The 21,851-nt window shown below is 68.2% G+C and carries 20 protein-coding genes; 7 read left to right on the top strand and 13 right to left on the bottom strand.

All coding sequences use genetic code 11. The features are described from left to right. Nucleotide 1: 1 nt before the first annotated feature. From rsmA to SPHPH_RS0106420, 4 genes are all read right to left on the bottom strand, one after another. Nucleotides 2–823: a 16S rRNA (adenine(1518)-N(6)/adenine(1519)-N(6))-dimethyltransferase RsmA gene (gene rsmA, locus SPHPH_RS0106435; RefSeq protein WP_028965952.1), complete on the bottom strand. Its 822-nt coding sequence runs from the start codon at nucleotides 821–823 to the stop codon at nucleotides 2–4. Beyond that, nucleotides 820–1,818: a 4-hydroxythreonine-4-phosphate dehydrogenase PdxA gene (gene pdxA / locus SPHPH_RS0106430; RefSeq protein ID WP_028965951.1), complete on the bottom strand. Its 999-nt coding sequence runs from the start codon at nucleotides 1,816–1,818 to the stop codon at nucleotides 820–822. The genes rsmA and pdxA overlap by 4 nt, the downstream gene beginning before the upstream one ends. Nucleotides 1,819–1,822: 4 nt before the next feature. Beyond that, a complete protein-coding gene (locus tag SPHPH_RS0106425) occupies nucleotides 1,823–3,172 on the bottom strand; it encodes a peptidylprolyl isomerase (RefSeq protein ID WP_028965950.1) in 1,350 nt (449 codons plus the stop codon). 78 nt (nucleotides 3,173–3,250) lie between these two features. After that, nucleotides 3,251–5,488, bottom strand: a complete 2,238-nt coding sequence (locus SPHPH_RS0106420) for an LPS-assembly protein LptD (protein WP_202900642.1) — start codon at nucleotides 5,486–5,488, stop codon at nucleotides 3,251–3,253. 150 nt (nucleotides 5,489–5,638) lie between these two features. Here SPHPH_RS0106420 and SPHPH_RS0106415 point away from each other — a divergent pair, with 150 nt between their 5' ends. The 4 genes from SPHPH_RS0106415 (at nucleotide 5,639) to SPHPH_RS0106400 (ending at nucleotide 8,552) form a co-directional block, all read left to right on the top strand. Next, nucleotides 5,639–7,081, top strand: a complete 1,443-nt coding sequence (locus SPHPH_RS0106415; protein WP_028965948.1) for a leucyl aminopeptidase — start codon at nucleotides 5,639–5,641, stop codon at nucleotides 7,079–7,081. A 9-nt stretch (nucleotides 7,082–7,090) separates the two neighbouring features. Continuing rightward, nucleotides 7,091–7,531, top strand: a complete 441-nt coding sequence (locus SPHPH_RS0106410; RefSeq protein ID WP_028965947.1) for a DNA polymerase III subunit chi — start codon at nucleotides 7,091–7,093, stop codon at nucleotides 7,529–7,531. 81 nt (nucleotides 7,532–7,612) lie between these two features. After that, nucleotides 7,613–8,035, top strand: a complete 423-nt coding sequence (gene ndk / locus SPHPH_RS0106405; RefSeq protein WP_022686546.1) for a nucleoside-diphosphate kinase — start codon at nucleotides 7,613–7,615, stop codon at nucleotides 8,033–8,035. Between the two features lies 1 nt (nucleotide 8,036). After that, nucleotides 8,037–8,552 carry a GNAT family N-acetyltransferase gene (locus tag SPHPH_RS0106400; protein ID WP_028965946.1) on the top strand — a complete coding sequence of 172 codons (516 nt, stop codon included), beginning with the start codon at nucleotides 8,037–8,039 and terminating at the stop codon, nucleotides 8,550–8,552. A gap of 496 nt (nucleotides 8,553–9,048) precedes the next feature. On the opposite strand, the gene SPHPH_RS0106395 is transcribed toward SPHPH_RS0106400, so the two are convergent. The 8 genes from SPHPH_RS0106395 to SPHPH_RS0106360 form a co-directional block, all read right to left on the bottom strand. After that, on the bottom strand, nucleotides 9,049–11,175 hold the full coding sequence (locus SPHPH_RS0106395) for a TonB-dependent receptor (RefSeq protein ID WP_028965945.1): 2,127 nt from the start codon (nucleotides 11,173–11,175) through the stop codon (nucleotides 9,049–9,051). 62 nt (nucleotides 11,176–11,237) lie between these two features. Then, nucleotides 11,238–11,477, bottom strand: coding sequence for a hypothetical protein (locus SPHPH_RS0106390; protein WP_037488203.1), 240 nt, complete (start codon nucleotides 11,475–11,477; stop codon nucleotides 11,238–11,240). After that, the gene (locus SPHPH_RS0106385) at nucleotides 11,474–12,727 is read right to left on the bottom strand and encodes an N-succinylarginine dihydrolase (protein WP_028965943.1); all 1,254 of its coding nucleotides are present in this window, start codon (nucleotides 12,725–12,727) and stop codon (nucleotides 11,474–11,476) included. Before SPHPH_RS0106385 ends, SPHPH_RS0106390 begins: the two co-directional genes overlap by 4 nt. Beyond that, a complete protein-coding gene (locus SPHPH_RS0106380; protein ID WP_028965942.1) occupies nucleotides 12,724–13,740 on the bottom strand; it encodes an arginine N-succinyltransferase in 1,017 nt (338 codons plus the stop codon). Before SPHPH_RS0106380 ends, SPHPH_RS0106385 begins: the two co-directional genes overlap by 4 nt. Beyond that, nucleotides 13,737–14,939 carry a hydrolase gene (locus SPHPH_RS0106375; protein WP_028965941.1) on the bottom strand — a complete coding sequence of 401 codons (1,203 nt, stop codon included), beginning with the start codon at nucleotides 14,937–14,939 and terminating at the stop codon, nucleotides 13,737–13,739. Before SPHPH_RS0106375 ends, SPHPH_RS0106380 begins: the two co-directional genes overlap by 4 nt. 52 nt (nucleotides 14,940–14,991) lie before the next feature. Continuing rightward, nucleotides 14,992–16,050, bottom strand: a complete 1,059-nt coding sequence (locus tag SPHPH_RS0106370; protein ID WP_238302930.1) for a DUF481 domain-containing protein — start codon at nucleotides 16,048–16,050, stop codon at nucleotides 14,992–14,994. Between the two features lie 12 nt (nucleotides 16,051–16,062). Continuing rightward, complete coding sequence (locus SPHPH_RS0106365; protein ID WP_028965939.1) at nucleotides 16,063–16,563, bottom strand: RNA pyrophosphohydrolase; 501 nt, start codon at nucleotides 16,561–16,563, stop codon at nucleotides 16,063–16,065. 31 nt (nucleotides 16,564–16,594) lie between these two features. Further along, a complete protein-coding gene (locus tag SPHPH_RS0106360; RefSeq protein ID WP_028965938.1) occupies nucleotides 16,595–17,587 on the bottom strand; it encodes an alpha/beta hydrolase in 993 nt (330 codons plus the stop codon). Between the two features lie 42 nt (nucleotides 17,588–17,629). On the opposite strand from SPHPH_RS0106360, the gene SPHPH_RS0106355 reads away from it, so the two are divergent. Genes SPHPH_RS0106355 through SPHPH_RS0106345 form a run of 3 tightly spaced genes read left to right on the top strand, consistent with a single transcriptional unit; the run spans nucleotide 17,630 to nucleotide 21,127 of the window. Beyond that, on the top strand, nucleotides 17,630–18,550 hold the full coding sequence (locus tag SPHPH_RS0106355; protein ID WP_028965937.1) for a histone deacetylase family protein: 921 nt from the start codon (nucleotides 17,630–17,632) through the stop codon (nucleotides 18,548–18,550). A gap of 9 nt (nucleotides 18,551–18,559) precedes the next feature. Beyond that, nucleotides 18,560–19,900, top strand: a complete 1,341-nt coding sequence (locus SPHPH_RS0106350) for a cryptochrome/photolyase family protein (protein ID WP_028965936.1) — start codon at nucleotides 18,560–18,562, stop codon at nucleotides 19,898–19,900. 12 nt (nucleotides 19,901–19,912) lie between these two features. Next, nucleotides 19,913–21,127 (top strand): SAM-dependent methyltransferase, encoded by a 1,215-nt coding sequence (locus SPHPH_RS0106345; protein ID WP_028965935.1) that lies wholly within the window; start codon nucleotides 19,913–19,915, stop codon nucleotides 21,125–21,127. A gap of 14 nt (nucleotides 21,128–21,141) precedes the next feature. Here the strand turns inward: SPHPH_RS0106345 and SPHPH_RS0106340 are convergent, their stop codons facing one another. Then, nucleotides 21,142–21,849: an SDR family NAD(P)-dependent oxidoreductase gene (locus tag SPHPH_RS0106340; RefSeq protein ID WP_028965934.1), complete on the bottom strand. Its 708-nt coding sequence runs from the start codon at nucleotides 21,847–21,849 to the stop codon at nucleotides 21,142–21,144. Nucleotides 21,850–21,851 lie beyond the last annotated feature (2 nt).

The following is a 21,851-nucleotide window of genomic DNA, read 5'->3' as shown; positions in this document are numbered from 1 at the left end:
GTCAGCTCAACCGTCTGGCGACCGCGACGAATTCGGCGACGCTCACCGTCTCCGCTCGCCGGGTCGCCTCAATCCCCTCGGCCTCCAGCGCGTCGAGCGCGCCGGGCACGCCGCGCAACGACTGGCGCAACATCTTACGCCGCTGCCCGAACGCCGCCGCGGTCACCCGCTCGAGCGCCGCGAGCGCGACGCCGTCCGGCGCGTCGGTCGGGGTGATGTGCACCACCGCCGACATCACCTTGGGCGGCGGCGTGAAGGCGGAGCGGTGCACCGGCATCGCGATCTTCGCGGTCGACCGCCACTGCGCCAGCACCGCCAGCCTTCCGTACGCATCCCCTCCGACGGGCGCGACGATCCGCTCCGCCACTTCGCGCTGGAACATCAGCGTCAACGACGTCCACCACGGCGACCATTCGGCGGACAGCCATCCGATCAGCAGCGCGGTCCCGACATTATAGGGAAGATTGGAAACGATATGCGGCGCGCCCTCGAACAAGGCTCGCGCGTCGATCTCGGTCGCATCGCCCTCGATCACGCGCAGCTTGCCCGGGTACGCCCCCTCCAGTTCGGCCAGCGCCGGAATACAGCGCCGGTCGCGCTCGATCGCCGTGACCCGCGCGCCCTGCGCCAACAATGCCCGCGTCAGCCCGCCCGGTCCGGGGCCGACCTCCAGCACCTCGGCATCGGTCAGGTCGCCGGGGATGCGCGCGATCCGCGCCAGCAGTTGAGCATCGAAGAGAAAGTTCTGCCCCAGCGCCTTCGACGCCGACAGACCATGCCGCGCGATCACATCGCGCAGCGGCGGCAAGTCAGCGGCGGTCATGCGTTCGCAGCGCGCGCACGATGGGTGGCAGCGTCGGCAGCCATCAGGATCGCCGCGATCGTCGCACCGGGATGCGCCAGACCCTTGCCCGCAATCCCGAACGCGGTGCCGTGGTCAGGCGAGGTGCGGACGATCGGCAGCCCGAGCGTGATGTTTACGCCGTCGTCGAAGAACAGGGTCTTGAGCGGCACCAGTGCCTGATCGTGGTACGGGCACAAAGCGACGTCATAAAGCGCCCGCGCCCGCGCGTGGAACATCGTGTCTGCCGCCAGCGGCCCGCGGACGTCGATCCCCTCTTCACGCAAAATTTCTATGGCCGGGCGCATCACTTCGATCTCTTCCTGCCCCAGCGCGCCGTCCTCGCCGGCATGTGGATTGAGCCCAGCGAAGGCGAGCCGCGGGCGCTCGATCCCAAAATTGCGCGTCATGGCACGGGCAGTAACCCGCGCCTTGGCCAGCATCAGCTCGACCGTCAGCAACCCCGGCACCTCGGCCAGCGCGACATGCGTGGTCATCGGCACCACGCGCAGCCCCGGCCCGGCCAGCATCATCACCGCATTGTCGCGCGCAATGCCGCAGCGTTCGGCGACGAACTCGGTCTGGCCCGGATAGGTGAAGCCGATCTGATACAATTGCGCTTTGGAAACCGGCCCGGTCACCAGCGCGCGCCCCGCGCCCGATCGCACCAGTCCCGTCGCAAGCTCCAGCGCACGCACCGCGCAGCGTGCGCCATCCGCGTCGGGCTGCCCCGGTACGATATCGCCAGCGTCCTCAACGGTGAGGACGGGCAGCGCGTCCGGGAAAACCTCCGCGACCACGTTCAGGTCGGAAACCGCCGCAACTGGCCCGTCCCAGACGCGCGCGATCGAACGACGGTCCCCAACGGCCACGAACGGCGGCAGTGCCCGTTCGACGCGCGCATCCCATGCCTTGGCGATCGTCTCGGGCCCGATCCCCGCGGGATCACCCATCGAAATGACGATCGGACCGTCCATCGGCTCAGCGATAGTCGATCACCGCGTCGCGACGCAGGTCGCGTAGCGCCTGCTGCGCACGCAGGTTCACGCGCTGTTGCTCGAGCTGGTTCTGGATCTGCTGCGCGCCCGGCAACTGCCCGCCCTGCGCCTCGTCGCGCCCGCACATCACCAGCGTGCGGACACCCTCGGTCGGCGAGCCGAACGGCGGCGTCGCCTGGCCGACCTGCAGTTTCAACATGATCGCCTGCAAGGGCGGCGGCAGGTCGCGGATGCGGATCGCGTCATTGTCCACCACCTCGGCGTTCAGCGACGCGGCGACCTTCGCCACCGAGCCGCAGCCTTGCAGTTTCTGGATCGCGGTGGCGAAGGCGCTCGTGCGCTCGGTCGCCTGCGCCTGCGTGGTGCCGGCGGGGAATTTGATCGTCAGCTGCTTCAGGCTCAGTCGCGCATCACGCGGATCGGCGGTCAGCACCTGACGCTTGTCGACCAGATAGAGGATCGAGAAGCCGCCCGGCGTAGCAACCGGCCCGGCGACCTGCCCGACCTGCATCGTCTGTGTGGTTTCCGCCAGCGGCCCCGGCAGCTGCGCCGCACGCACCCAGCCGAGGTCACCGCCGACGCCGCGCGTCGATGCCTCGGAGAAGTTGCGCGCGAAATAGCTGAACGGCGCCTGGCCCTTGCTGATCTCGGCGATCAGTTGCTTGCTGTTGTCGAACACCTGCTGCTGGCGATCGGGCGTCGCGGCGAGATAGATTTCGTTGAGGTGATATTCCTCGGTGCCCTTTGCGGCCTCCAGCCGGTCGAGGATCGCTTTCACCTCTTCGTCGCCGACGTTGACGAACGGCTCGACGCGCTTGCTCAGATAACGGTTCCACGCCAGTTCGCCTTCGATCTGACGACGCAGCGAGCGATCCGACGACCCCTGCTCACGCAGCCAGATCGTCAATTGCGCGGGCGTCTTCTGCAGATTGCGGGCGACGCCGGCAAACGCCTGATCGATCTCCGCCTTGGTGACGGTGATGTCCGCGACCTTGGCCTGCTGGATCTGCAGTGTCTCGTCGATCAGCTGGCGCAGCACCTGCAATTGCAGCTTCTCGCGCTCTTCGGCATTCAGCTTGGCATTGTTCGCCGCGGCGATGAAATTTACGCGCTGGTCGACGTCGGTGCCGGTGATGATCGCTTCGTTGACGATGGCGGTCGCCTTGCGGACGTTCGGATCGACCTTGCCGAAAATCTGCAGATCCTTCGGTAGATTTAGTCCCGTCGCGTCGCGGGGTTCGGCATCCTGGGCCAGGGCCGCACCCGTCACGCCCAGCGCCACGATCGTCCCCAGCAACCGGCGGGTCAGCGCCGCGCCCTTTGTCTTGATCATCACGTGCGTCTCGAAATCCCGATGAGGTGCGCCTGTCGCCGCCACGGCGCTTGTGCCGGAAAACAACTGAACCGAGGCTTAGCGGCCGAGGTTCTTCAAGGAAAGCGTCAACAGATAGCTGTTGCCGCTGCGCGCGTCACCGACGTTGCGGTAATCGCGCTTCCACGCCAGCCCCAGGTTGAGACAATCGTCCTCATAGGCGACGCCAAGCCGGTGGCGGATCGGCGAGAAACCGTCCGAGGTCGACAGCGGGTCTTCCGCGCGATTGGTGAGGTCGACGATCGCCGAGCCCCATACCGACCAGAAGCGGGTGATCCCGACGCGCCCGCCGACGCGCACTTCCTCACGGTCCTGCAAATCCTCCAGCACATCGATGTCGCGATTGAGCCGCAGATAGCCGACCGTCGCATAGGTCTGGCGCGTGCCGACGGTCGCATCGATCTCGTTACGACGGATCGAGAAATTGTCCTTGTCAATGCGGTATCGGTGGGTGAGCGTCACCAGTTCGCCGAAGCGGATGTTGGTTCGCCCGACGATGTCGGAGAATCGGTCCGACAGCCCGGTGCCATCGGGAAGGATGCTGGGCCGCTCGTTCAGGCGATAGCTCTGCCCGACGTTCGCCGAGATGGCGACGCGGTCGAGATCCAGCGCCCATTCCGCGCCATAGGTGATGCGGCTCGAATCCTCCCACCGATCGTAACCGGAGAAGCGATTGAGCGCGAACAGGTTCGAATCCTCGAGGTCGACCGCGCGTGCGTCCTCGTTCGGCACCTGGATGTTGCGTGTCTTGGGCGTGGCGACGATCTGAACGCGCGGCGTGAAGCGCTGGAACCCGCCGAACAGCTCGCCGACGAACGGCCAGCGAACGTCCGCCGCCAATGCGCCGATGACGCGCGTCTGGAAACCTTCGATCCCGCGATAGCTGGCGATCGAAGTCGCAGCGACGTTCTGCGTGTCATAGGCGTCGGCGCGACCGAACGCGGTCAACGTCACTTCCTGGCCGAGCACCGTAATTCCGCGCCAGTCCCAGCGCGCGCTGCCGAACGCGCGCTGTGTGTCCTGACCCGCCTTGCGCCCGATCGCCAGCGAGTTGAGCTGGATCTGCAACGTCCCGCCGAGCAGCGCATCGGGAACGCGGCGGCGGTAGTCGATCTCGGGCAGCGCGACCGGCTGCATTCCCTGCTGATCGCCGACGCGCAACGTCTGCACCGCCCAGCCGGCGATCGACAGATAGCTGTTGGGATCGACGCGCTCCAGCGCCAACGTCGTGCGCAGCCGATCTTCGTTCGAAATGTCGTAACGGCGCAGGAAGGTCCGATCGGTCACCAGCCGCAGCGAGCCCGACAGGCTCCAATTGGGATCGAACTGGAAGCGCCCGGCGCCGTCCAGATAGCCGCGAAATGCGCGCTCGGTGTCCGAGGTGGTGACGTCCGCGAGGTTCTGCGTCCGCCGGCTGCTCGTGGCGAACCCGCGGATGGAATAGGCGCCCAGCTCGTTGAGCCCGCTGTAGCGCGCCTCCATCATCGGCACTTCGGACGAGAAGAGGTGCGGCGCAAGGACGAGCGACTGGTTGGGGCCGAGCGCGAGATTGAACGGCAGCACCAGCTCGGCACCGTTCAGCCGCGTCAGCCCGATCGACGGGGTCAGCAGCCCGGTGTCGTTGCTCGCTGCGATCGAATTGCTGAAGCGCGGCAGCGCCGGGCTGGTCAGTCCGAACAGGTGGAAGCGTGCGCCCTCGTAATAGACGCGCTCCTTGTCGGGGCGATAGATGACCTTGACCGCGGTGATCTTCCACGTCGGCTCGCGCGGGCACCCGTCCGATCCGGTCACCGCGCATGGCGAGTATACCGCGCGGTCGAGGTTCATAGTCCCGTCCGCCTCGCGCACGCCGCGCACCGCCGCCAGTCGCCCGCCTTGCTCCAGCACGACCAGCAGATTGTCGACCACGCCGTCCTTCAGCGTGTCGGTCAGCTCGATCGAATCGCCGTAAGCGACGTCACCTTGCGGGTTGGTCACCGCAACATTGCCGGTCGCGACCACCTTTCCGCTCTTGCGGTTCCACACCACCTTCTCGGCGCGCAGTCGCTCACCGGCGCGAGTCATGCGCACCTCGCCCGTCGCGGTCACGACATCGGCGTTGTACTCATATTCGAGCGCCCCGGCGCTGAACTGCACCTGATCGCTGTCGGCAGTGCTGGCTGCGGCCGCCGGGGCAGAGGCGGGCGCACCGCCCGCACGGTCCTGAAGCGACTGCGCCGCGGACGGTACGGCCAGCGCCAGACACAGCGCAGCGCCGGCGAGAAGATCGAAACGCATCACGTCGTCGTCGTTGCCCCGTTTGCGCGACCGACCGGGAATGGCGGCCACGCCTCTGCCGCCTATCGCATCGCCACGCCTGGCCTGCAACGCTTTGCCATTTCACTGGGCGGTGCCTAGGTAGGCGGCATGTTGCAAGAGGATACAGGAATGCAGATCGCCTTCACCGCCGACCGTCCCGCCGATGCCGCGGTGCTGGCGCTGCCGGTCCGCAAGGATGCGCCCTTGGCCGGATTGATCGACGGCGCAGATACGCTGCTGGCGGCCGCCGCGGCCGGGCAGCGCTTCACCGGCGAGGCGGGCAGCGTCGCGGAGGCGTTCGTGGTCGCGGGACAGGGGACGCAGCGCGTGCTGTTGCTGGGCGTCGGCAGCGGCGACGATGCGGCGTTCGAACGCGCGGGCGGCGCGTTGACGGCGCGCCTGCTCACCTCAGGCGTCACCAGTGTGGTTGCCGATCTGCACGGCGCGCCCGCGCTCGCTGCGGCACGCTTTGCGGCGAGCGTGGCGCAGCGCGCGTGGCGTTTTGACGAATATCGCACCAAGCTGCCGGAGAAGCAGAAGCCGACGCTGACCGCGGTCACGATCGTCGGTGACGACGCCGAATGGACCGGGCGCGAGGCGGTCACGCGTGGCCTCGGGCTGGCGCGCACGCTTGCGACGCTGCCGCCGAACATCCTTTACCCGGAGAGCTTTGTCGAACGGGTGCTGGAGGCCGTCGATGGGCTCGGGCTCGAAGTGACCGTGCTGGGCGAGAAGGAACTTGAAGAGCTTGGGGCGGGGGCGCTGCTCGGCGTGTCGCAGGGGTCGCGGCGCGAGGCGCGTGTGCTGGCGCTCAAATGGTCGGGCGCCGGGGCCGACGCGCCGCTGACTGCGTTGGTCGGGAAGGGCGTAACGTTTGATACTGGCGGGATTTCGATCAAGCCGGCGGCGGGCATGGAAGACATGAAGTGGGACATGGGCGGCGCGGCGGCGGTGGCCGGTGTGATGCTGACGCTCGCCGCGCGCAAGGCAAAAGCCAATGTTATCGGTGTGATGGGCCTCGTCGAGAACATGCCCGACGGCAATGCGCAGCGGCCAGGGGATGTGGTTATCAGCATGTCGGGGCAGACGATCGAGGTCATCAACACCGATGCCGAGGGACGTCTGGTGCTATGCGATTGCATCACCTGGGTCCAAAATACCCATAAGCCGACGCGCATCGTGGACCTTGCGACGCTGACCGGAGCGATGATCGTCGCGCTCGGTAACGAATATGGCGGGTTGTTCAGCAACGACGATACGCTGGCCGGGCAGCTGCTGGCGGCGGGCGTCGCCACCGGCGACAAATTGTGGCGCTTCCCGCTCTCCGACGCCTATGACAAGCTGATCGACTCGCCGATCGCCGACGTGAAGAACGTCGGGCCGCGCGGCGCGGGTTCGATCACCGCCGCGCAATTCCTCCAGCGTTTCGTCGACGAGGGTGTCGCCTGGGCGCATCTCGACATTGCCGGGATGGTGTGGGCGGACAAGGACGGTCCGACCTGGGCCAAGGGCGCGACCGGTTACGGCGTGCGCGTCCTCGACCGGTTCGTCGCCGACACCTGCGAGGGCTAAGGCCAGGCAATGCAGGTCGACTTCTACCACCTGACCCGGATGCCGCTGGAGCGGGCGCTCCCGCAGATCGCGGCGAAGGTGGTGGCGTCGGGCGCGCGGTTGCTGATCGTTGCCGCCGACGAAGAACGGCGCGCGGCGCTCGACCGGCTGTTGTGGAACTACGCGCCCGACAGCTTCCTGCCGCACGCGCAGCAGGGCGGGGCGGCGGACGCGCGCCAGCCGATCCTGATCGCCGCGGACGTCAATCCTGCCAATCGCGCGCGACATATCGCGCTGGTCGACGGCGAGTGGCGCGACGCCGCGCTCGATTTCGACCGCGCCTTCCATTTCTTCGACGAAGACCATATCCGGGCCGCGCGCGCGGCGTGGAAGGAACTGGCGGCGCGCGACGGGGTCGAGCGGCGCTATTGGAAGCAGAATGAGGCGGGGCGCTGGGAACAGGCGGCCTGAGCGCTCGCTTGCATCACCGCCCGCGTCCGCCTAGGGCGGCGGCACTTCCCATCCTATTCATTTCAGGAGCCCGTGACCGTCATGGCCGCGAACCGTACCTTCTCGATCATCAAGCCCGATGCCACGCGCCGCAACCTGACCGGCGCGGTCACCAAGATGCTGGAGGAAGCCGGCCTGCGCGTCGTCGCGTCCAAGCGCATCCAGATGACCCGGGAGCAGGCCGAGGGCTTCTACGCGGTCCACAAGGAGCGCCCGTTTTTCAACGATCTGGTCGGCTTCATGATCTCGGGCCCGGTCGTCGTGCAGGTGTTGGAGGGCGAGAACGCCATGCAGCGCAACCGCGACATCATGGGCGCCACCAACCCCGAGAACGCCGCGCCGGGCACGATCCGCAAGGAACTGGCCGAGTCGATCGAGGCGAACACCGTCCATGGGTCGGACTCGGACGAGAATGCCGAGATCGAGATCGCCTATTTCTTCAAGCCGGAAGAAATCGTCGGCTGATATGGACTGGCGCCTGTATCATGCGGGACCGGCGGACGCCGCCGCGCTCTCGCTGGTAGCGGGCGCCACCTTCCTTGAGGCGTTCGCGGGCATCCTCGACGGCCCGGATATCGTCGCGCATGTCACGCGCAACAGCAGCGTGGCGGCGTTCGAAGCCTATCTCGCCGAGGGCGCGATCGCGACGCTGGCCGAGGCCGAAGCGGGCGGTGCGCCGATCGGCTACAGCCTGCTGACCACGCCCGATTTGCCAGTGGGGCCGGAAGCGGGCGATGTCGAGCTGAAGCGCATCTATGCGCTGTTTCCCACGCACGGCACCGGTCTTGGGCCGGCGCTGATGACGCGCGCCATCGAGGATGCGCGGGCGCGTGGGTGCCGGCGGTTGTTGCTCGGCGTTTATGGTCGCAACAAGCGTGCGCAGCGTTTCTACGAGAAGCAGGGCTTTACGGTCGCGGGCACCCGCCGTTTTCGCGTCGGTGCGACGTGGCACGACGACCTGATTTACGCGCGCGCGATTTGAGAACGGCCTGAGCGGCGGTTCCGTCTGGCTTGAATCTCCCATTCATTACTCTGCCGCTCGGGAGGCCTCTGTGAAGGTCCCTTTCTAGTACCCCGGCGAAGGCCGGGGTCTAGTTGGGGGAGGTTTGTAACTAACCGAAACACCTTTCCAACTGGGCCCCGACCTCCGCCGGGGAACAGAAAGCGAGTTTTTGGAGAGGTTGCGCGCCCGCCGGGATGACATCCGAACTTGGTGGATGGCGGGTTCGAGCGGGATGAACTTGATCCGTCATTGCGAGCGTAGTGAAGCAATCCAGAGCCGGATCAGGACGCCCTGGATTGCTTCGCTATGCTCGCAATGACGAGTGGGCGGTTCCAACCCACCTCGTCTCGCTTGAAAGATCGTCGCCCCGGGCTTGATCCGGGGCCCCGCTTTTGTAGCGGTCGGGTAGAAGCGGGGCCCCGGGTCAAGCCCGGGGCGACGACCGTAATGGTCCGACCGCTCTGCGCTTCGACGATCAGATCTCCACGCGGAACGTCACCCGGACATCGCGGCCGGCGAGCGGCGCGAAGTCCTTGAGGACGCTTGCCGCGCGGCGGGCCTCGACGTCGAAGATGTTGTTCGCCGCCAGCAGGATGCTGCGCCGGTCGCTGCCGCCCCACGGATGGAACGAGAGCGAGGCGTTGACCATCGTATAGCCGTCGGTGCGCGTCTCGAACGGCGCGGTGCGGTTCTGTGCGAAGGCGCGCTCAACCTCGACACGCGCCGCGCTGGTGTCGCTCCGCGCCTCGAGTCCGCCAAGCAGCCGCAGCGGCGGAATGCGTGGCACCGGGCCGCGATCGACCACCTCGGCATGGACGTAATCGCCGAGCAGATCGGCGGTGATGACATGCGCGCCGATCGTCGCCAGTCGTGCCGACGCATCCGCCTCGAAGCCATAATAACGCGCCTTGGCCTGACTGTAGCGGAAGCACGGCAGGTCCACATCCCCCTGCGCCGCCGTTGCGCACGCTGCCTCGGCGACCTGCGCCTCATAAATGTAATTGTCGAACCAGTTGTAATAGGCAGAGGCATCGAGGCTGAAGATCTGGTTATGTGCGTGGAGGGTCGCCTCCAGCCCCCACGACGTTTCCGCGCGGAAGTTCGGATTGCCCAACTCGTACGCCTGCGTGCCCGCATGCGGCCCGTTGGCGAACAATTCCTCGGCGGACGGCGCGCGCGCGGTGCGCGAGCCGTTCAACCCGATGCGCACCCCGTCCGCCAGCGTATAGGCCGCGCCCAGCGACCCCGACCACGTCCCGAAGCTGCGATCCGCGCCGGTGAAGCGCTCGGTCCCTTCGCGGAAGCCCGGATCGGCGGTCAGCCGGGTCTGTTCGTAGCGTAGCCCGCCCTCGGCCTTGAAGCGCCCGTCCTCATATTGCTGCAGCGTGAAGAGCCCGGTCTGTTCGGTCTGGTTGCGCGGCAGGAACGCCTCGTCGCCGACCACGTCGAACGCGCGGCTGAAATATTGCACGCCGCTGGCGCCCTGCCATGCTCCGCGCTTCGCCTGGACCACCTCGAGCCGCGCCTCCAGCCCCTTGTTGTAGAAGGCGGTGCCGACCGAGCCATCTTCCTCCAGCTCGAAATGCCGGTAATTGGCGTGGGCAGCGCGGATGCGGATCGCGTCGATCAGCGCACCGTGCGGAGTCACTTCGGCGCGCAGATCGTAGCGGTTCTGCACGACGTCGAGCCGCGGCGCTTCCTGCTCCTGCCCCAAGGCGGTGGCATAGCGAACCGGCACCCCATACAGGCTGTCGTAATGGCCGTAGGAGACGCCGAGCATCCCGCCATCGGTTATGATCGACGCACCCGCGCCGGCCGTCCACGTCTCCGCCCCGCTATTGGGCAGCTTGCCGCTCAGCGCGGCGTTCGCGGCAAAATCGATCGGCTCGTCCCCGTCCTGCGGGGCGCCGGCCAGCGCCAGCGACGCCCGGCGCGCCGCACGCGACAGGATGAACCCGCCGGTGCGCAGGTCGTCCGCCTTCAGATACGATCCGTCGACGTGCAGGACGAGCGGGCCGACCGCCGTCACGTCCGCTGCGCCGCCGATCGAACGCTCGTTCGCCGCGCTGCCATAGGTGCCGATCGCATCGACGCGATAGCCGTTCTCCGGCAGCGCGCGCGGAATGCGCCGGTCGACGACATTGACGACGCCGCCGACCGCCGACGAACCGTACAGCAACGCGGCCGGACCGCGCAGCACCTCGACGCGCTCGGCGAGCAATGGATCGATCACCACTGCATGGTCGACCGAGGTGTTCGAGACGTCGATCGATCCGATGCCGTCAGTCAGCACGCGGATACGGTCCCCCTGGAATCCGCGCAGGATCGGACGTGATGCGTTCGGCCCGAACGAGGTTGCCGACACGCCCGGCAAGCGCGCGAGGGTTTCCCCGATCGTCGGGCGAAGCTCGCGGGTCAGGTTCGCGCCGGTCAGCACCGATGTGCCTTGCAGGACATCGGACTCGCTGGTCTGGATCGGGGCGGTGACGATCACGTCGTCGGAGCGGTGCGGATCGGCTTGCCGCGCCGGGTCGGCGGTCTGGGCGGCGGCAGGCAGGGTGAGCGGTGCAAGCGCAACCGCGGCAAACAATATGGTCTTCATGGGCGACTCCCTTATGGGTCACCCATTAGCGAAATGATACAACATATCAATAGCCGATCCGCTCAGGTGTTGGCGTCGCGCTCCACGCCGTCGATGATCTTCCCGCCGGCCATGAACACGACGATCGTGCAGGCCACGAACATGATCCAGCCCGGCGTGCCCGGGAAGCGGTGCAGGTAGGCCATGCCGCGTTCAACCGCGCCGGTGGCGATGGCGTAGATCAGCATGAACGCCTCGAACTTCGTCTTGACGACGAACAGCCGGGCGACGCCGCGCCACCAGCGGTGCAGCCGGGCCTTCATGCGCGAAGCTCATCCAGTCCCAGCGCCTCGACCAACGCGGCGCGGGCGGTTGCGATCTGCGCGAGCAACGCGCGGTCGTCGAGATCGTCCGGGGCGATCGCCTCCGGCCATTGGCGTTCGATGACCGTCGCGATCCTGTCGAGCCGATGATCGTCAACGAGGAAGCGTGGGTCGACGGTCGCCGGATCGCAGACGACCCGCAGTCGCAGGCACGCCGGACCGCCGCCATTCGCCATCGACTCGCGGACATCGACCACCTCGACGCGCCGGATCGGTCCATTGCCGGCCAGATGCGCCTCGATCCACCGCCAGACGCGTGGATTGGCGCGCGCTTCCTCTGGAACGATCAGCGTCGGTGCGCCGTCGGGCGGGGTCGCGAGTTGCGCGTTGAAGAGATAGGAGCCGATCGCATCGGCGAGGCTCACCTCCGCCGCGGGCACCTCGACGATCTCGACCTCGGGCAGCAGGCGGCGGAGGTCGGCGTAGAAGACGTCGCGATCCGCGAACGCCTGTTCGTGCGCGAGCAAGATGCGCTCGTTGGCGACGGCGACCACGTCGTTGTGAAAGGCGCCGGCGGCGATCGCCTCGGTCGATTGCTGGACGAACAGCGTCCGCGCGGGATCGAGCCCGTGGTGCCGGGCGATCGCGCGGCTGGCCTCGAAATGCTGGCGGGCAGGGAAGGCCCCGCCCGCGACGCCGTAGACGAACACCTCGATGCCCGGCGCGTCGTGCGCGCTGCACAGCCGCATGTGGTTGGCCGCGCCTTCGTCGCCGAAGGGGGGCAGCACCGGGGGCTGCACGACGAAATGCGCTTCATTCCCGAAGGCAACCTGTAACTGCGCCAGCGTCGCGCGCCATTCATGACTGCGGTGCGGCATCGTCACCAGATTGGCGACGGTCAGGTGGCAGCGGCCGTCAGTCGTGTCCGGTGCGGGCGACACGGTCGCGGCGTTGGCGGCCCACATCGCGGAGGCGGACAGCGCCTGTGCCTTCAGGTGCGCAGGCGCCGCATCATAGTCGATCGCCAACCGCGCCAGCCACGCGTGGTCGGGGCGGGGCGGGGGGATCAGCACGCCCTGCAACAGCCCGAGCGCGAGGTTGGCGCGCATCTTCGTCACGCCTTGCAACGCGGCGGCGCGCGGGTGCGCGACCTGCCCGGCGTTGGCGGTGGCAGCGAGGTTGCCGGGGCTGAGCCCCGCGTAATTGTGGCTGGGCCCGACGATCCCGTCGAAGTTGATCTCGCGTATCATATCCGTCCGATCCAGCTCACGCGGTCACCTTCGCGCAGCCGTAGCGCCGTCGCCGCGGCGGGGTCGAGCGTCACGCCGCCGTCGGCCGTCCCGATCCGGGCGTAGGCGCAGCGGAAGTCGGCGAGGCGCCCGGCCGCAACCAGCGCCTCGTTCGTGCCGCCGTCACGCACCGCGACGACGGTCGCGTCCTGCGCGTCACGGACGGTGCGGATCTGGTCGGTCTTGACGGTCATCGTCGGGCCACCATCGAAGATGTCGATGTAGTTTTCGTAAGCGAAGCCCTCGTTTTCCAGCATCCGCATCGCAGCGCGGCCGGAGGGATGCGGCAGCCCGATCGAGGCGCGTGCGTGCTCGGAGAGCATCGCGGTGTAGATCGGGTGCTTGGGCATCAGGTCGGCGATGAACTGGTGGCCGTGCACCGCGTTGAACTCGTCGGCCTCCTGAAAGCCCATGCCGAAGAACCGTCCGGCGAGCCCGTCCCAGAACGGCGACCCGCCCGCCTCGTCGATCACCCCGCGCAGCTCGGCGAGTGTCCGGTCGGCGAAGCGCGGGCGATGCGCGCGGATGAACAGATAGCGGCTGCGCGCCAGCAACAGCCCGAGTCCGCCCGCGCGTTCGCCGGGATGGAGGAACAGCCCGCCGACCTCGCTCGCTCCCTCCAGGTCGGTGGTCAGCGACAGCATCTCGGCACGGAACGTTCGTGACAGCTCGCGGCTGTGCTGGGTCAGCGTGCCGAGGCGGTAGCTGTAGAAGGGATGCTTCTGCCCGACATGCGTGAACAGCTGGCACGTTCCGCGCACGTCACCGGTGACGTTGTTTTCCAGCATCAGCACGAACAATTCGTCGGTCAGCGAGGTATCGTCATGCCCGAATGCCAGCGCGCTGCGATCGAGCTTGGCGGTCAGCGCGTTGCGATCGGGGGGCAGGTTGGTGAAGCCGCCGCCGGTCAGCTTCGCCATTTCGTACAGGTGCGACAGGTCGTTGCGGTCGGCGGCGCGGATCACGAACGTCATGCCAGCGCTCCCTCTGCCAGTCGCAGCATCGTCACCGCCGACAGCGCGGCACGCTCGGCAAGGCTGTCGACGATCAGAAATTCGTCGGTAGAGTGGATCGCGCCCCCGCGGGCGCCCATCGTGTCGACCACCGGCACGCCACAAGCGGCGATATTGTTGCCGTCGCACACTCCCCCGGTGTCGCGCCACGCGATAGGCTGGTCCAGGTCGGCCCCGGCGTCGCGCACCAGCGCGAACAGCCGCGCCGCGCCGGCGTCGATCGGCTTGGGAGGACGGTTGAAGCTGCCGTGGACATGGATGCTGACGTCATGCGCGGTCTGGACCGCGGCGACCGCGGCATCGATCGCGGCGCGCGCGCGCGCGATCTCCGCGGCGTCGGCCGGACGGAAATTGACGCGCAGCACCGCCAGATCGGGAACGACATTGTTGGGGCCGCCGCCCTCGATGCGGGCCGGATTGACCGCCAGCTGCGGCGAGCGTTCTTCGTGGAGCCGCACCGCCAGCGCGCTCGCGGCGACGATCGCGTTGCGACCGTCCTCCGGGTTGCGCCCGGCATGGGCTGCACGACCGCGTACCACGACCGAGAAATTGCCCGTCCCGCCGCGCGCGCCGGCCAATGTGCCGTCGGGAAGCGCCGGCTCGTAGGTAAGCGCCGCCACCTTGCCGCGCGCCACGTCGGCCAGCAGCGCCGCGGATGACAGCGAGCCGGTTTCCTCGTCGGAGTTGATGACCACGTCATAGCCGAGCGGCGTGCCGCTCGCCTCGATCGCGAGCAGCGCTTCGAGCATCAGCGACAGGCCGCCCTTCATGTCGGCCACGCCGGGGCCGTTGAGGACGCCCGGCTCTCGCCAGCGCGAGGTCTGGAAGGGGTGATCGAGGGGATAGACCGTATCCATATGCCCGGTGAGCAGCAGCCGGACGGGCGCATCGGGGCGCACGGACAGGCGCAGGTGCCGGCCATGCGCCAGCGGCGTGACGTGGCCGTCCGCCCCGACGCTCTCGGTCGGGGTCGGCTCGACCAGTTCGATGTCACCCGGCAGCGCCGCAAAGGCATCGGCCAGTTCCGTCGCCATCGCCGCGCAGCCCGCGACGTTGCGCGTCCCGCTGCTGATCGCGGCCCATCGCTCGACGCGCGCCAGCATCGCGGCGGCGTCGATCCTCTCCAATGTTGCCCGTTCGACGGACGAAAGTCTGTTCATTCCGGCACCGTAGCGGCGCGATCGCCGAAACGGAACACAGGGCTGCATCGGCCTAGAACGCGTAGACCAGCGACGCGCGGCTGGTGGTATCGGTCGTGACGCGCCCGACCGGCGGCTCGCTTTCATATTGCAGCGTGTACGACAGCCGGGCGGACAGCGGCCCGAGCAGCTTCGCCTCGATCGCCGAAACGCTGCGGATCGTGCTGTTGTACCGTTCCCAATAGCCCGACGCGCTTTGCGTCGCGACCAGTCCGCTGAACAGGGTCCAGTTCAGCTCCACGCTGCCGCGCGCCGCCAGACTGCCCTGCATCGTCCGGTCGGTGAAGTCCGTCTGGCGGAACGCTGGGCCCACCTCGATGTCGAGCGTCAGGCCGTTGCGCCGGATCACGCTGTAACCGGCACCGATCGAGCCCGAATAGCGACTGTAATAGCCGAGGAAGCGATCCGACTCATACTGGCCGTTGCCGTAGATGTATCCGCGGTCGTTGATCTTGTAGTTGGGCTGGTAGCCGAGCGCGTAGCGTTCGCGGCTGGTGATGCCGCCGGTGCGCTGGAAATCGGCCTGCGCCATCACGCGATGCCGCCAGCGCAGCCCCTCGCGCGTCAGGTCCGCGACGCCGGTGAGCCCGGTGACGTCGGAGTTGCCGGTCGAGACGAACCCGCCTGCCTCGACGCGCCCGCTCCACAATTGAAACGCGCTTGCCTGCTGCACCCGCTCGTTGCGGGCGCGCGCGCGCGCTTCCTTCCACTCGGTCGCGCGCCGCAGCACCAGATCGCGCGAACCCGGATCGCCAGCGCGGGCATATTTGACCAGCGTATCGACCCCGCCCTCGTCGCCGGCCTGCATCGCCGCGTCGAGCATCGCCCGCATTTCAGGTGAAATCTCCGGCCCGGGGATCTTCCCGAGCGCCACGACGACGTCGTTGAGGACCGGCGGCGACACCTCGAGCGGCGGCGCGGTGATGAAGACGGGCTCCACCTCCAGCTCGGGGCGTTCGAGCCGGGTCTGCCGCCGCGCCCGTCGCGTGGCGGCCACGCGTCGCCGCGCCGGGGCCACCGCCGGTTCCGGCAGCATGGCAAGCCCCATCGTCGCAATCAGCACCGACAACATCGCCGCGGTCGTTCAGCGTGCCGCAGCGCCGCGACCCGGCAGATGCGGGGCAAAGGCGGCGAGCACGTCACGGTACAATTGCGCCTTGAACGGCACGATCAGCCGCGGAAGGTCGGCCGGATCGGCCCAGCGCCACGCGCGAAACTCCGGGTGCGGGGTGTCGATGCGGACGTCGGCATCCTCGCCTTCGAAGCGGAACAGGAACCAGCGCTGCCGCTGCCCGCGATATTTGCCCTTCCACACCTTGCCGATCATCTCGGGGGGCAGGTCGTAGAACAATTCCTCCGGCGCTTCGGCGATCAGCGTCACCTTGTCCTCGGTAACGCCGGTTTCCTCCCACAGCTCGCGGATCGCCGCCGCCTGCGCATCCTCGCCGGGATCGATCCCGCCCTGTGGCATCTGCCACGCTTCCAGCACGTTATCGATGCGCTGGCCGACGAACACCTGTCCGTCGCGGTTGAGGAGCATCACGCCCGCGCACGGGCGATAGGGCAGGGAGTCTGGCGCAGTCATGCCGGTCGAATAGGCCGCGAGTCGAAGCGCTTCAACCCGCTGCCTTCGCGTTTGCGATATCGTGCGTCGCCGCCGCGACCGCCGCGCGCACCGCGGTCAGGAACGCCGCGACATCCTGCTGGCTCGACGGGATCGCGCGACGCAGCGTGGCGAAGCCGTGGATGTTGCCGCGCGCCTCCTGATAGGTCACCGGCACCCCCGCCAGTGCGAGCGCGGCGGCATAGGCGCGCGCCTGATCCCGCAACGGATCGAGCCCCGCCGCGACGATCACCGCCGGCGGCAGGCCGGTCAGATCGCCGACGATCGGCGAGAAGCGCGCGTCCTGCGGGTCCGGCCGGTAATGATTTCCGAACCACCCCATCGTCTCGCGCGTCAGCAGATAGCCGTCGCAGAAGGCGTCGAACGACGGATAATGCCGCGTCGCGTCGGTGGCCGGATAGATCGGCGCCTGAACGATCACCGGCGCGGCCGCCGGCCGGTCGCGTAGCGCCACGCTGGTCACGATCGCCAGATTGCCGCCTGCGCTGTCGCCGCTCAGCACCAGCCCGGTGACCGCTCGGCCCAGGGCGGCGGGACTTTCCGCCACCCACCGCGTCGCTGCCTCCGCATCCTCGACGGCGGCGGGGAAGGGGGCTTCGGGCGCCAGCCGGTAATCGACCGAGATCACTGGCAGATCGAGCTGCCGCGCCATCTCGGCGGCGAGGCTCGCATGGCTGGCGACGCTGCCGACCACCCAGCCGCCGCCATGAAAGAACACGACCGCCGGACCCGCGGCCCGGTCGGCGCTCGCATCGAACAGTCGCGCGGGCAGCGGCCCGCCCGGACCGGGGATCGTCAGATCCCGCACCACCGCCAGCTCGCCGCGCGGCGGGTCGGCAACGTCGCACATCGCCAGCATCGCGGCGCGTGCCTCGTCCACGGTCATCTGATGCGTGCGCGGCCCGGGCAGGTTGTTGAGATAGCCGAGGAAGGTCGCGACGTCCGGGCGGACGAACGGAGGCTCGGCTTGGGTCGGTTCGGTCATCCACTACTCCTGCACAGGCGCGCCCGGCACTATCTTAGGTCGATGATCGCCATCGTCCACCATCCCGATTACGTTACCGAGGCACCGGCGCGCAGCACCTATCGCTGGGGCAAGAACGGCGCGATCCGCGATCTGCTGCGCGCGGAGGGCGAGCGGATCGCGTGGCATGTGCCAGAGGCGATGCCGCGCGTCTGGCTGGAGGCGACGCACGACCCGGATTATGTCGCCGAGGTGCTTTCCGCACAGGTGCCCGCGATCAAGGAGCGGCGGATCGGGTTTCCGGTGACTGCGACCGTCGCCCGCCGCGCGCAGATGGTGCCGGGCGGCACCTATCTCGCCGCGTTGCTGGCGCTCGACCACGGGTTCGCCGCCAATACCGCGGGGGGCAGCCACCATGCGCTCGCCGACACCGGCGCGGGGTATTGCGTGTTCAACGACCTCGCCGTCGCCGCGCACCGGCTGGTCGAGGAGGGGACGACGCAGCGCGTGTTGATCGTCGACGTCGACGTTCATCAGGGGGATGGCACGGCGGCGCTTACCGCCGGTCATCCGCAGATCGCGACCTATTCGATCCACGCCGAGAAGAACTTCCCGGTGCGCAAGGCACGCTCGACGCTGGACGTGCCGCTGGCCGATGCGATCGGCGACGACGCGTATCTGGCGGTGCTGGAGGAGACGCTCGCCCCGATGATCGTCGAATGGCAGCCAACGCTGATCCTTTATCAAGGCGGAGTCGATCCGTTCGTGGGCGATCGGCTCGGCCGGCTGGCGCTCAGCGACGATGGCCTGGTCTGCCGCGACCGGCTGGTCGCGCGGCTGGCGATCGGCGCGGGCGTGCCGCTCGCCTGCACCGTCGGCGGCGGATACGGCGACGACGTGATGGCGATCGCCGCACGCCACGTCCGCGTCATTCGCACGCTCGGCGATGCGTTCGCCGGAACCGCGGCGTCGGATCGTTCGTAGCGAAAACCCATGACCACCTTGCTCTGGCTGCGGCAGGACCTGCGCCTCCACGATCAACCTGCGCTCGTCGCCGCTGCGCATCAGGGGGCGGTGATCCCCGTCTATATCCTCGACGACGAGGCGCCCGGTGCGTGGCGGATCGGCGGGGCGCAGCGGTGGTGGCTTCACCACAGCCTCGCCGCGCTCGACAAGGCGCTGCGCGATCATGGCAGCCGGCTGATCCTGCGCCGTGGCGATGCGGTCGCGATCCTGAACGAAATGGCCGATAGCGTGGAGGCGGAGGCGATCCACGCGATCTGCCACTACGAACCGTGGTGGCGCAAGGCCGAGGCGACGCTCGGCGAGCGTCTGTGTCTTCACGACGGCAACCATCTTGCCCCGCCCGAGCAGGTGACGACCGGGGCGGGCGGGCAGTTCCGCATCTATTCGGCGTTCTGGAAGGGCTTGCAGGCGCATCTGCCGCCCGAAAAGCCGTTACACGCGCCGGACGCGATCCCTGCGCCGGATCAATGGCCGGGAAGCGATAAGCTGGCCGACTGGAACCTGCTCCCGACCAAGCCCGATTGGTCGGGCGGGTTCGACTGGACACCCGGCGAAGACGAAGCGCGCCGCAAGATCGCGGGGCTCGAACTCGACGGCTACGACGATCGCCGGAACCTGCCCTCCGAAGAAGGCACCTCCCGCCTGTCGCCGCACCTGCATTTCGGCGAGATCTCGCCGCGCGCGGTCTGGCACGCCAGCAGTGCGCATGACGTCACGTTCCGCAAGGAACTGGCATGGCGCGACTTCACCGACGGGGTCGTGCTCGCGCTGCCGGACTATGCAGACAAGAACGGCCGCGCCGCCTTCGACAAGCTGCCGTGGCGTAGCGGCAAGGCCGCCGAGAACGATCTACGCGCCTGGCAGACCGGGCGCACCGGCTATCCGATCGTGGACGCCGGGATGCGGCAGCTCTGGCAGAGCGGCTGGATGCACAATCGCGTGCGGATGATCACCGCCTCGTTCCTCATCAAGCATCTGCTGATCGACTGGCGCGAGGGCGAACGCTGGTTCTGGGACTGTCTGGTCGATGCCGATTACGGCAATAATGCGGTGAACTGGCAGTGGGTCGCCGGGACCGGGATCGACGCCAATATGTTCGGGCGAATCATGGCGCCGCTGTCGCAGTCCGAGAAGTTCGACGCCGGCGACTATATTCGTGAATGGGTGCCGGAGTTGAAAGACCTGCCCGACGACGCGATCCACGATCCCGACGCCGGCGGCTGCCGCCCCGGCGGTTATCCGGCGAAGCTGATCGGGCATCGCGAGGCGCGCGAACGCGCGCTGGCGGCGGGCCGGAAGGTACGTTAGGGCGCGTCCGCCATGGACGCGGCTACCTCTCATTCCCCGCCTGTACCTAGCCGCGCGCGCTTTCTCGCGCCCGTGTGGCATCGCCTGCTTGATCGCATCGACCGGGGCCTGCTGTCGGGGGCGATCGACGCGCAACTTCCCGACGGCACGCGCCGGCTGATCGGCGGACACGCGCCGGGCCCGGTCGCGATCGTACGGCTGGTGCGCTGGCGCGCCCTGTGGCGGCTGGTCACCGCCGGCTCGATCGGGTGGTACGAGGGCTGGGCGGCGGGCGACTGGACCAGCCCCGATCCGGTGCCGATCTTCGACCTGTTCGTGCGCAACCGCGCCGCGCTGGGCAACGTCGCGCGCGCGAAGCATGTCGCACGGCTGGCGGTGTGGCTCGGACATCGGTTGCGTCGCAACGATCGCAGCGGCGCGCGGCGCAACATCGCGGCACACTACGACCTGGGCAACGACTTCTACCGCGAATGGCTGGACGCGACGCTCACCTATTCGAGCGCGCTGGGGGTTGCCGCGGGCGAGCCGCTGGAGCTGGCGCAGCAGCGCAAGCTCGACGCGGTCCTGACGCGCACCGGGGTGGCCGCCGGCGCGCGACTTCTGGAGATCGGCTGCGGCTGGGGCTCGTTTGCCGCGACCGCGGCACGCGCCGGCGTCGCGGTACACGGCCTGACGCTGTCAACCGAGCAGCGCGACCATGTGTTGGCGTTGGGGCTGCCCGAGGTGACCGTGGCGCTCACCGACTATCGCGACGTCGCCGGCGAGTATGACGCGGTTGCCAGCATCGAGATGGTCGAGGCGGTCGGGCCCGAATATTGGCCCGCTTATCTTTCGACCATCGCACGCGTCCTGAAACCGGGCGGACGCGCCGCGCTTCAGTTCATCACGATCGCCGATGATGTGTGGGACGCATATGAGGGCAGTGCCGATTTCATCCAGCGCTATGTATTCCCCGGCGGTTCCCTGCTCTCGGCCAGCCGTTTCCGCGCGCTGGCCGAGGCGCACGGCCTGGCATGGCAGGACGAACAGTGCTTCGGGCTGGATTACGCGGAAACTTTGCTGGAGTGGCGCCGCCGCTTCGATCGAGCGATTGCGGAGGGTCGTTTGCCCGAGCGGTTCGACCCACGCTTCCAGCAACTCTGGCGCTATTACCTGATGTATTGCGAGGGTGGGTTTCGCGGCGGCGGTATCGACGTCATGCAGGTGACGCTGGTCAAGGCGGGGTGACGGAACCGGGTGGCTCAGCCCACCCGCTCGCGATGGTTCGCCGGAAACCCCTCGATCGCCAACGCCACGATCCGCGCCGCGACCGTCTCGGGCGGCTTGACCGAATTGGGGTCCTCGCCCGGATAGGCGCGCGCGCGCATCTTGGTGCGGGTTGCGCCCGGATCGAGCACCGCAACGCGGAGCTTGCTGACCTCGGCGGTTTCGTCGCCGTAAGCCTCCAGCAGCGTCTCGAACGCCGCTTTCGACGCACCGTAAGCGCCCCAATAGGCGCGCGGCGTGCGCCCGACCGATGAGGTGACACCGATGACGCGGGCGCCCGTGGAACGGCGCAGCATCGGATCGAACGCCTGGATCAAAGCCACCTGCGCCGACACGTTGAGCGTCAGCACTTGCGCCAATTCCTTGGCGTCGATCGCCGGCACTGCCGCCAGTGACCCGAGCATCCCCGCGTTCAGCACCATGATGTCCAGCGCCTGCCAGCGCTCGCCGATCGCGGTCGCCAGCCGGGCGATCGAGTCGCTTTGCGCCAGATCGAGGGGTGCGATCGTCGCCGAACCGCCGGCATCGAAAATCTGCTGCTCGACCTGTTCCAGCCCGCTCGCCGTCCGGGCGGTCAGCACGACATGTGCGCCCTGTTCCGCCAATGCGATCGCGGTCGCCGCGCCGATTCCGCGACTGGCGCCGGTCACCAGCGCCAGTTTGTCCTTCAACGGCTTGTCCATGC

Origin of the sequence: Sphingomonas phyllosphaerae FA2 (genome assembly GCF_000427645.1) — a bacterium.
GTDB classification, from domain to species: Bacteria; Pseudomonadota; Alphaproteobacteria; order Sphingomonadales; family Sphingomonadaceae; genus Sphingomonas; species Sphingomonas phyllosphaerae.
This window is presented reverse-complemented; position numbering and strand designations above follow the sequence as displayed.

What these genes read in the sequence shown, in the direction of transcription:
- rsmA (WP_028965952.1), bottom strand. Translation starts at nt 823, where the DNA reads ATGACCGCCGCTGACTTGCCGCCGCTGCGCGATGTGATCGCGCGGCAT.
- pdxA (WP_028965951.1), bottom strand. Translation starts at nt 1,818, where the DNA reads ATGGACGGTCCGATCGTCATTTCGATGGGTGATCCCGCGGGGATCGGG.
- SPHPH_RS0106425 (WP_028965950.1), bottom strand. Translation starts at nt 3,172, where the DNA reads ATGATCAAGACAAAGGGCGCGGCGCTGACCCGCCGGTTGCTGGGGACG.
- SPHPH_RS0106420 (WP_202900642.1), bottom strand. Translation starts at nt 5,488, where the DNA reads ATGCGTTTCGATCTTCTCGCCGGCGCTGCGCTGTGTCTGGCGCTGGCC.
- SPHPH_RS0106415 (WP_028965948.1), top strand. Translation starts at nt 5,639, where the DNA reads ATGCAGATCGCCTTCACCGCCGACCGTCCCGCCGATGCCGCGGTGCTG.
- SPHPH_RS0106410 (WP_028965947.1), top strand. Translation starts at nt 7,091, where the DNA reads ATGCAGGTCGACTTCTACCACCTGACCCGGATGCCGCTGGAGCGGGCG.
- ndk (WP_022686546.1), top strand. Translation starts at nt 7,613, where the DNA reads ATGGCCGCGAACCGTACCTTCTCGATCATCAAGCCCGATGCCACGCGC.
- SPHPH_RS0106400 (WP_028965946.1), top strand. Translation starts at nt 8,037, where the DNA reads ATGGACTGGCGCCTGTATCATGCGGGACCGGCGGACGCCGCCGCGCTC.
- SPHPH_RS0106395 (WP_028965945.1), bottom strand. Translation starts at nt 11,175, where the DNA reads ATGAAGACCATATTGTTTGCCGCGGTTGCGCTTGCACCGCTCACCCTG.
- SPHPH_RS0106390 (WP_037488203.1), bottom strand. Translation starts at nt 11,477, where the DNA reads ATGAAGGCCCGGCTGCACCGCTGGTGGCGCGGCGTCGCCCGGCTGTTC.
- SPHPH_RS0106385 (WP_028965943.1), bottom strand. Translation starts at nt 12,727, where the DNA reads ATGATACGCGAGATCAACTTCGACGGGATCGTCGGGCCCAGCCACAAT.
- SPHPH_RS0106380 (WP_028965942.1), bottom strand. Translation starts at nt 13,740, where the DNA reads ATGACGTTCGTGATCCGCGCCGCCGACCGCAACGACCTGTCGCACCTG.
- SPHPH_RS0106375 (WP_028965941.1), bottom strand. Translation starts at nt 14,939, where the DNA reads ATGAACAGACTTTCGTCCGTCGAACGGGCAACATTGGAGAGGATCGAC.
- SPHPH_RS0106370 (WP_238302930.1), bottom strand. Translation starts at nt 16,050, where the DNA reads ATGTTGTCGGTGCTGATTGCGACGATGGGGCTTGCCATGCTGCCGGAA.
- SPHPH_RS0106365 (WP_028965939.1), bottom strand. Translation starts at nt 16,563, where the DNA reads ATGACTGCGCCAGACTCCCTGCCCTATCGCCCGTGCGCGGGCGTGATG.
- SPHPH_RS0106360 (WP_028965938.1), bottom strand. Translation starts at nt 17,587, where the DNA reads ATGACCGAACCGACCCAAGCCGAGCCTCCGTTCGTCCGCCCGGACGTC.
- SPHPH_RS0106355 (WP_028965937.1), top strand. Translation starts at nt 17,630, where the DNA reads ATGATCGCCATCGTCCACCATCCCGATTACGTTACCGAGGCACCGGCG.
- SPHPH_RS0106350 (WP_028965936.1), top strand. Translation starts at nt 18,560, where the DNA reads ATGACCACCTTGCTCTGGCTGCGGCAGGACCTGCGCCTCCACGATCAA.
- SPHPH_RS0106345 (WP_028965935.1), top strand. Translation starts at nt 19,913, where the DNA reads ATGGACGCGGCTACCTCTCATTCCCCGCCTGTACCTAGCCGCGCGCGC.
- SPHPH_RS0106340 (WP_028965934.1), bottom strand. Translation starts at nt 21,849, where the DNA reads ATGGACAAGCCGTTGAAGGACAAACTGGCGCTGGTGACCGGCGCCAGT.